Source organism: Nocardia violaceofusca NBRC 14427 (assembly GCF_963869435.1).
Classification (GTDB): Bacteria; Actinomycetota; Actinomycetes; order Mycobacteriales; family Mycobacteriaceae; genus Nocardia; species Nocardia aobensis.
Genome location: NZ_CAWMPM010000046.1, coordinates 52,050 through 60,141 on the forward strand (window position 1 = coordinate 52,050; position 8,092 = coordinate 60,141).

At 67.2% G+C, this 8,092-nt stretch carries 5 protein-coding genes; 4 read left to right on the plus strand and 1 reads right to left on the minus strand.

Features of this window, described 5'->3' with window-relative positions:
• Positions 1–116: 116 nt before the first annotated feature.
• The 3 genes from AC5592_RS31975 (at position 117) to AC5592_RS31985 (ending at position 4,067) form a co-directional block, all read left to right on the plus strand.
• Entirely contained in the window at positions 117–1,508 is a 1,392-nt protein-coding gene (locus AC5592_RS31975; RefSeq protein ID WP_083871330.1) for a S1 family peptidase, read from the plus strand.
• 165 nt (positions 1,509–1,673) lie between these two features.
• Positions 1,674–3,020 (plus strand): S1 family peptidase, encoded by a 1,347-nt coding sequence (locus tag AC5592_RS31980; protein ID WP_063066326.1) that lies wholly within the window; start codon positions 1,674–1,676, stop codon positions 3,018–3,020.
• 102 nt (positions 3,021–3,122) lie between these two features.
• Positions 3,123–4,067 (plus strand): NRDE family protein, encoded by a 945-nt coding sequence (locus AC5592_RS31985; RefSeq protein WP_371507557.1) that lies wholly within the window; start codon positions 3,123–3,125, stop codon positions 4,065–4,067.
• A gap of 100 nt (positions 4,068–4,167) precedes the next feature.
• On the opposite strand, the gene AC5592_RS31990 is transcribed toward AC5592_RS31985, so the two are convergent.
• The gene (locus tag AC5592_RS31990) at positions 4,168–4,935 is read right to left on the minus strand and encodes a DUF8020 domain-containing protein (RefSeq protein WP_051025253.1); all 768 of its coding nucleotides are present in this window, start codon (positions 4,933–4,935) and stop codon (positions 4,168–4,170) included.
• Positions 4,936–5,485: 550 nt separating this feature from the next.
• On the opposite strand from AC5592_RS31990, the gene AC5592_RS31995 reads away from it, so the two are divergent.
• On the plus strand, positions 5,486–8,092 hold a 2,607-nt coding region (locus tag AC5592_RS31995), incomplete at its 3' end, for a (Fe-S)-binding protein (protein ID WP_063066333.1).

Sequence of the window (8,092 nt, forward strand, 5' to 3'; positions counted from 1 at the left end):
GGTCGTCCCGGACTTTGCACCGGGCGGACGGTCTGCTTGATGGTCGAGGGCTGTTGCCACCCAATGGTTTACCGCCCACGGGTGGCCGGCACGTATGTGCCTGACGAAGGGACTCCATGCGCAAGTTGGCGGCGCGTCGCGCCACGATCGGACGCGCCTCGGTGGCACGCGCGTCGATGAAAACCGCTGCTGTCGCCCTCGCTTCGACCCTTCTGCTCGGCCCGTGGATCGCCACATCGCCCGCGTTCGCCGATCCCGCGCCCGCCCAGTCGGCAGCCGACCAGCTGCCGCCGGAACTGGTGCAGGCCATCGGCCGCGATCTGAAGATGTCGCCCGCGGAGTATCTGGACCGCGCCGCCCGCGCTCAGCAGTTGCGCGACTACGCCCGCGACTTCCGGTCCTCACATCCGCAGGCCTTCGCCGGTGCCTGGCTCGGCGCCGACGGTAAGCCGGTGATGGCGGTGACCTCGCTCGACGCCGCGCGCATCGCCAACTCCGCCGGCTATCAGACTCGCCTGGCACCGATTTCGGCCGACAACTTGGAGAGCTCACTCGACCAGCTCGTCAAGTGGATCGGCGGGCTGCCGCGGGAACTGTCGGCCGGAATCAATTCGGTCGCCATCGATTTCCTGAACAGCCAGCTGGTGCTGAGCGTCGCGAACACCCCGGCCGGTCACCTGCTGAACCTTCCGACGCTGATCGCCAACGTCAAGGTCGTGCTCTCGCCCGACGGCGGCGGTCCGGTCGAGCATCGCCCGATGGCCGGTGACACCTACATCAGCGCACCCACCTCCCTCGACGATTCCGCGCTGAAGTCGGTGGACGTCTGCTCCTTCGGATTCAACAGCATCGACGCCGCGGGAAACGCGCTGAACATCAGTGCCGGACACTGTGATCCGAATGTGGGCAAGGGCGACTCCGAGGCCGGGGTCTACCTGCCGAATCTGCGCAATCTGAAGGCCAGCCCGCAATTCGGCACCTTCGTGAAGGCGCAACTGGGCGGCAGCACCGGACTGGACTACTCGGTGATCAAGCTCAACGAGCGCGCGATCACCGCCGGGATGGATCAGCCCTCGGTGCGCGGCGCCAACGGCACCACCCTCACCCTGACCGGAGTCGCCGAGCCGATCACCGGCGCCCCGATCTGCAAGTCGGGCCAATCGTCCACCTTCACCTGCGGATTCGTGGTCGCCGACCGGGTCGAGACGGCACTGTTCACCGCCGAGGGCGAATCCAAGACGGTGCGCGGCTTCGCCAGCTCGGCGTGCACCCTCGGTGGCGACAGCGGCGGCGCGATCGTCTCGGGCACCCTCGCCCTGGGCATCACCAGCGGTTCCAACGCCGCCGACGCACCCGATTGCAAGGCCGCCAACATGGACCTGGCGCAGTACGGCGGCACCGCCACGCTGGGCATCCCGATCCGGCAGATCCTCAGCGATATCGACGCCAATTCCGGTGGCGGACTGGGCGCCGGCATCACGGTGCGTACTCGCCCGAACGTGGGCTGACGATCCTTCCATCGCGCCGAGGGGCACGTTCGCAGGCCGAACGTGCCCCTCGGCGCGATCCGGGCCGGGTGAACAGCGGGTATCGATTTCCGGTATGCCCGGTGTGAGTTCGGCCAAAGACCGCGACAAGTAGGCATAGCCGCGCAAACCCCATATAGTCGCCTCATGCTCCTGCCACGCATCCGACTTTCGTCCGCCGCGGGACGTGCCCCGCGCACCCGCCTCCGCAGCGCGGCGGTCGCCGCCTCGGCGGCGGTTCTGGTTCTCGGGCCGCTCGCGGCGACCTCTTCCGCGGACCCCGCGCCCGCCCCGGCGCCCGCCCTGCCCGCCGAGCTGGCTGCGGCGGTACAGCGCGACCTGAAGATCTCGCCGGAGGAGTATCTGCACCGCGCCGATGTGGCGCAGCACGTGGCGGCGTTCGCGGCGACCGCGCAGCGTCAGTTCCCGCAGGCGTTCGCGGGCGCGTGGCTCGACGACGCCGGTAAGGCCGTGGTGGCACTGGCCCCGGGCCAAGGCCTCGACGACGCGAAGAAGGCCGCTCAGGACGCCGGATTCGGCGTGAAGGACGTGGCCAAGAGCCAGACCGTGCTGCGCAGCGAGAAGAACGCCTTCCAGCAGTGGCTGTCGGGCCAGCCCGAGGGTGTCGCGCAGGCCGTGCGCGGTGTCGTGATCGACACCGTCAACAACAGCATCGCGGTGCGCGTGGACAAGGCCGGCGTGCCGATGCCGGGCTTCGTCGACCCGGCGCACGTGATCGTGATGGCCGCACCCCCGGTCGGCCCGCCGGAGTCGGACCCGCAGGTGAAGCCGATCGCCGGTGAGCAGCCCAACGCGCCCCGCGCGGGCGGCGACTCCTACGCGTCGGTGGCCGGCAAGATGCAGCTGGTCTGCTCCACCGGATTCAACGGCGAGGACCGCAACGGCAACCCGGTGAACATCACTGCCGGACACTGCGATCCGAACATCCCGGCGGCCGGTACCGCGAACGCGCCGGGCATGTTCGAGCTGCTGCCGGGCAACCACATCGGCGCCCAGCTGGGCTCGTTCCAGAAGTCGATCCTGGGCAACCAGGACTACTCGATCGTCTCGATCGACGCCGGCAGCCGGGATCGCTTCGCCAACAACCTCGTTCGGGTGCCGGGCGCCGCGCCGATCGCGATCACCGGTGTGGCCGACCCCGTCGTCGGCGCCCCGGTCTGCAAGTCGGGTTCGCGCACCGGCTTCAGCTGTGGCGTGGTGAACGCGGTGGATCAGACCGTCCAGGTCGGTGACCGCGATCTGACCCAGTCGTTCTCGGCGAACATCTGTGCGCTGCCGGGTGATTCGGGCGGCCCGATCGTCACCGGCACCCTGGCACTGGGCATCTCCAGCGCCTCCTCGGTGGCCGACTACCCGATCTGCGAGATCCCGAACCTGATCGGTGCCCTGACCGGTGATGCGCCGCAGCTGTTCGCGCAGCCGGTGAACCAGGTGCTCTCCGACAACCCGGGTCTGCGGATTCGCACCAACTGAGCGCTTCGAGCATCGTCGAGGGCCCGGCAGAAATGCCGGGCCCTTGTCGTTTCCGCGGAGCTGTCGTCTCTGCGGGAACTGTCGGCTCCGCGGGAGCTTGCGATGGCCCCACCCGCCGGCTGCCGTCCCGAACTCGTGTTCACCCGGCTGGTGCATGCTGGAGTTATGTGTCTGGTGTTGATCGGGTGGCGCGCGCATCCGGAGTATCGGCTGATCGTGGCGGCCAATCGGGACGAGTTCTACACGCGCCCAACCGAATCGATGCGATGGTGGCCGGAGCGGCCGAATCTGCTGGCCGGACGTGATCTCGGAGCCCCGAACGGCGTGCCGGGCACCTGGCTGGGAATCGTCCCCGAGGCCGGTCGTTTCGCGACCGTCACCAATGTGCGCGGCCCGGCCGAGAAGCGCATCGATGCCCGCTCCCGCGGCGCTCTGCTGATGGATTATCTGACCGGCTCCGCGGCACCGGAGAAGTTCGTTCGCACCGCTGCGGCCGATCTGGACGACTACAACGGTTACAACCTGGTCGTCTCCGATCTGGAGACACTGTGGTGGCACAGCAATCGCAGCGCGGCCACTCCGCTGGCCCTGCCGCCCGGAGTGCACGGGCTGTCCAATGCCGCCCTGCTCGGCTCGGCCGCACCCGGCTCCGGACGGCCGACGGGCATCGCGGATCGTCACACCGCCGCAGGCGTGGGCGGCGTGCACACCGACACCGGTGCCACGGCGTGGCCGAAGGTGCGCGACGGCGTGCGCGCGCTGGGCGCGGTGGTCGGTTCCCCGGCGGTGGAGGACTACTTCGACGTCTTGGCCGACCGCACCATCGCACCCGATGCCGAACTACCGCACACCGGATTGTCGCCGGAGCAGGAACGCTCGGTATCGGCCCGCTTCGTCGCCAACGACTGGCACGGAACTCGTTGCAGCACAGTACTTCTGGTGCGCGAGGACAGGCGGTTCGAGATCGCCGAACGGTCCTTCGCGGAATTCGGGAAACCGCTCGGCGAGGTGAGTTACACGGGTCGGCTCCGGATGCACACGGCCTGACCGCCGCAACGACGAGCCCAACGACAACGGCCCGTCTTCCACGAGGAAGACGGGCCGTACACGTCCCGGAGCCGGCTGATCACCGGCTCCGCGCCGTGAATTACCTGGGCTGGTTGGCCTGCTGCGGCTGACCGCTGGCCGCCGCCATGGCCGCATCCGACCACTGGGTGCTGCCGTCGGCAGCCTGCATGGTGTTGACCAGCTCGACGCCCGCGGCGACGAGAGCAGGGCCGCCCACGGCGACGGTGCCCACGATGCCGCCGACGCCCGCGCCGGTGACCAGACCCGGGATGCAGCCCGCGACGATCGTGACGACACAGCCGATCACGGCGCCGATGGCGGTGCCGACGAAGCCACCGATCGCGGTCGCCAGACCGAACTTGGTGGCGAAGTCGCTCATCGCGCGCTGGTTCTCGATCGGCGAGGCGACGTCCTTGGCGACCAGAACCGGCTTGTCGGCCTGGATCGGCGTCTGCTGGTCGGCCTTGGTCTCCGCGACCGCGGCCACGGGGGCGGCGGCAACCGGCTTGGTCAGGTCGACATTGCCCGGCTTGTCCGGGGTCAGCTCGAGCACCGTGCCGTTGTCCTTGAGCACGGGCTTGATCGGAATCTGAACGCCCGCGATCCGGTAGTCGATCGGCATCTCCAGGGCGACATTGCCGGCCTGATCCTTGATGTCGACGACCTGCTGCTTCTGATCAGGAGTCGCGCCGTGCTTCTCCACAAGCTCGAACGTGCCGTTCTTGAGCTTGGTGACGACCGTCTTGTCGACCAGTTTGGTGGAGTAGTCGATCCCCGGCTTGGCGTCGGCGGCCGGAGCCGGGGCTGGTGCAGGGTCGGCGTTGGCAGTTCCCAACGCCACGGTCATTGCGCCGATGACCATAGCGGCGACCGCAGTACCTCTGCGGAGCTTCATTCGGTTTTCCAATCCGTCATCAGGGTTTGCCGCACGCAACTTCTCCGCGAGAGCCCACGCATCCGTCAGGCCATCAACCCCGACTTCAAACCTGACGGACCTCCCCGAGCAGTGTGAAGGTGCACACAGCAAGCAGGACGAGGTGAGCTTAGTCGAATACCCCGACCGAAAGCGAGAATTGTTATGTGCCCTAACAATTAAGGACCGATTCGCCAACTGTTCGTCTTTGCGGCGAGTAAGCCTGACCTGGCTCGAACACCGGATTTGCCGGGATTTACCGTGTCAGACGACCGCGACCACGCCAAAACCGCAGGCCAACACGTGAGAACGGTCACACCCTGAGTACGGTTGGACCCCACAACCTGGGATAGACCACTCGTGCATCATACGATGGACAGATAAGTTACCGGCGGGTAACTTACTGCCCGTTACGATACGAGCAACCAACGGCGACCCCAGCCCGGTCGCCGGAATGCTCGTGGAACCGAAGGAAGGTCGCGACATGAATGCCCTGACAGTGACGCTGGGCACGATTGGAGCGGTGCTCAGCCTGGTGTGCTGGGCGTCGTTCATCGGCGGCGCGTGGAAGATCTTCAGCGCGATCAGGGTCGGGCAGCCGGCGCCGGATCGTTGGCGACCGTTCTTCCCACGCCTCAAGACGATGCTGGTCGAGTTCATCGCGCATACCCGCATGAACAAATTCCGCACCGTCGGCTGGGCGCACTGGCTGGTGATGATCGGCTTCATCACCGGCGCCATCCTGTGGTTCGAGGCGTACGGGCAGACGTTCGATCCCGAATTCCATTGGCCGATCATCGGCAACTGGGGCGTGTACCACTTCTGGGACGAGCTGATGGGCATCGGCACCGTGGTCGGCATCCTGACGCTGATCACCATTCGCCAGCTCAATCACCCGCGGGTACCGCAGCGCCTGTCGCGCTTCAGCGGTTCGAAGTTCGGGCCCGCCTACGTGATCGAAGCGATCGTGCTGATGGAAGGCCTCGGCATGATCTTCGTCAAGGCAGGCAAGATCGCGCTGAACGGCGAGGGCAATCCGGCGACGGACTTCTTCACCATGCGGGTCGCCGAATTGCTGCCCGCCAACGCGACCATGGTGTCGATCTTCGCGTTCATCAAGCTGATGTCGGGCATGGCGTTCCTCTATTACGTGGGTCGCAACATCACCTGGGGCGTGGCCTGGCACCGGTTCTCCGCCTTCTTCAACATCTACTTCAAGCGCGAGGACGACGGCGGCGTCGCCCTGGGTGCGGCCAAGCCGATGATGTCCAAGGGTCGCGCCCTGGATATGGAGAACGTCGACCCCGATACCGACACCCTGGGCGCCGGCCGGATCGAGGACTTCTCCTGGAAGGGCTGGCTGGACTTCACCACCTGCACCGAATGTGGTCGCTGCCAGAGCCAGTGCCCGGCCTGGAACACCGGTAAGCCGCTCTCGCCGAAGCTGCTGATCATGTCCCTGCGGGACCACGGTGCGGCCAAGGCTCCGTATCTGCTCGCCGGTGGCCGCAAGGATATGGGCGGCGACGAGGTCGGCCTGGTCGATGCCGAGGGCAAGCCGAACGAGGCCGCGCTGGCGAAGATCTCCGAGGCGGCCAAGGCCGAGGCCGAGCGTCCGCTGGTCGGCGGCGAGGATGTCAACGGCATCATCGATCCCGAGGTGCTGTGGTCCTGCACCACCTGTGGCGCCTGTGTCGAGCAGTGCCCGGTGGATATCGAGCACGTCGACCACATCATCGATATGCGTCGCTACCAGGTTCTGATCGAATCGGAATTTCCCTCCGAGCTGGCCGGCCTGTTCAAGAACCTCGAGAACAAGGGCAACCCCTGGGGTCAGAACGCCAAGGATCGGCTGAACTGGATGTCGGAGCTGGACTTCGATATTCCGGTATTCGGTCAGGACGCCGAAAGTTTCGACGGGTACGAATATCTGTTCTGGGTCGGCTGTGCCGGCGCCTACGAGGATCGCGCCAAGAAGACCACCAAGGCCGTCGCGGAACTGCTCGCCACCGCCGGCGTGAAATTCATGGTGCTGGGTGCGGAGGAAACCTGCACCGGTGACTCGGCTCGCCGCGCGGGCAACGAATTCCTGTTCCAGCAGTTGGCAATGCAGAACATCGAAACGCTGAATTCGGTCTTCGAGGGTGTGGAACCGTCGAAGAAGAAGATCGTCGTCACCTGTGCGCACTGCTTCAACGCGCTCAACAACGAGTACCCGCAGGTGGGCGGCACCTACGAGGTCGTGCACCACACCCAGCTACTCAACCGGCTGGTGCGGCAGCGCAAGCTCGTGCAGGTGAAGCCGGTGTCGGAGAAGGTCACCTACCACGACCCCTGCTACCTGGGCCGGCACAACAAGATCTACAACGCGCCGCGTGAGCTGATGGCCGCCTCGGGCGCGAACGTCACCGAGATGCCGCGCCACGGCGAGCGGTCGATGTGCTGTGGCGCCGGTGGCGCCCGGATGTGGATGGAGGAACAGCTCGGTAAGCGAGTCAACCTCGACCGGACCGACGAGGCACTGGCCACCCTGGACGGCGGCAACTCGCCGTCGCTGATCGCCACCGGCTGCCCCTTCTGCCGCGTGATGCTCACCGACGGTGTGACCGCGCGCAAGGATTCCGGCGAGGTCGGCCAGGGCGTCGAGGTCGTGGATGTCGCGCAGCTGATGCTGCAGTCGATCGACCGGGTCGAGCCGGCGGCACTGTCGGAAAACCTGAAGGTGATCCAGCAGCCCAAGGCTCCCGAACCGGTCGCCGAGACCGCGGCACCGGCCGCCGAAGCGGCAGCCGCGCCGACGGCCGAGCCCGAGGCCGAGGCCCCCGCCGAGCAGGCCGCGCCGGCCGCCGGTAAGGGTCTGGCGATGAAGGGCGGCGGCAAGGCGCCCGGCGGTGGCGGTCTGGCCATGAAGGGTGGCGGTAAGGCGCCCGGCGGCAAGGGCCTCGCCATGAAGGGCGCCGCGAAAGCACCGGGCGCCAAGGCGACTCCGGAGCCGGAGGCCGCCGAGGCGAGCGCGGAAGCACCCGCGGAGGCTCCGGCCGCCAAGCCGGGCGGTCTGGCCATGAAGGGCGCCGCCAAGGCACCCGGCGGC

What these genes read in the sequence shown, in the direction of transcription:
- AC5592_RS31985 (WP_371507557.1), top strand. Translation starts at nt 3,123, where the DNA reads ATGGCCCCACCCGCCGGCTGCCGTCCCGAACTCGTGTTCACCCGGCTG.
- AC5592_RS31980 (WP_063066326.1), top strand. Translation starts at nt 1,674, where the DNA reads ATGCTCCTGCCACGCATCCGACTTTCGTCCGCCGCGGGACGTGCCCCG.
- AC5592_RS31975 (WP_083871330.1), top strand. Translation starts at nt 117, where the DNA reads ATGCGCAAGTTGGCGGCGCGTCGCGCCACGATCGGACGCGCCTCGGTG.
- AC5592_RS31990 (WP_051025253.1), bottom strand. Translation starts at nt 4,935, where the DNA reads ATGACCGTGGCGTTGGGAACTGCCAACGCCGACCCTGCACCAGCCCCG.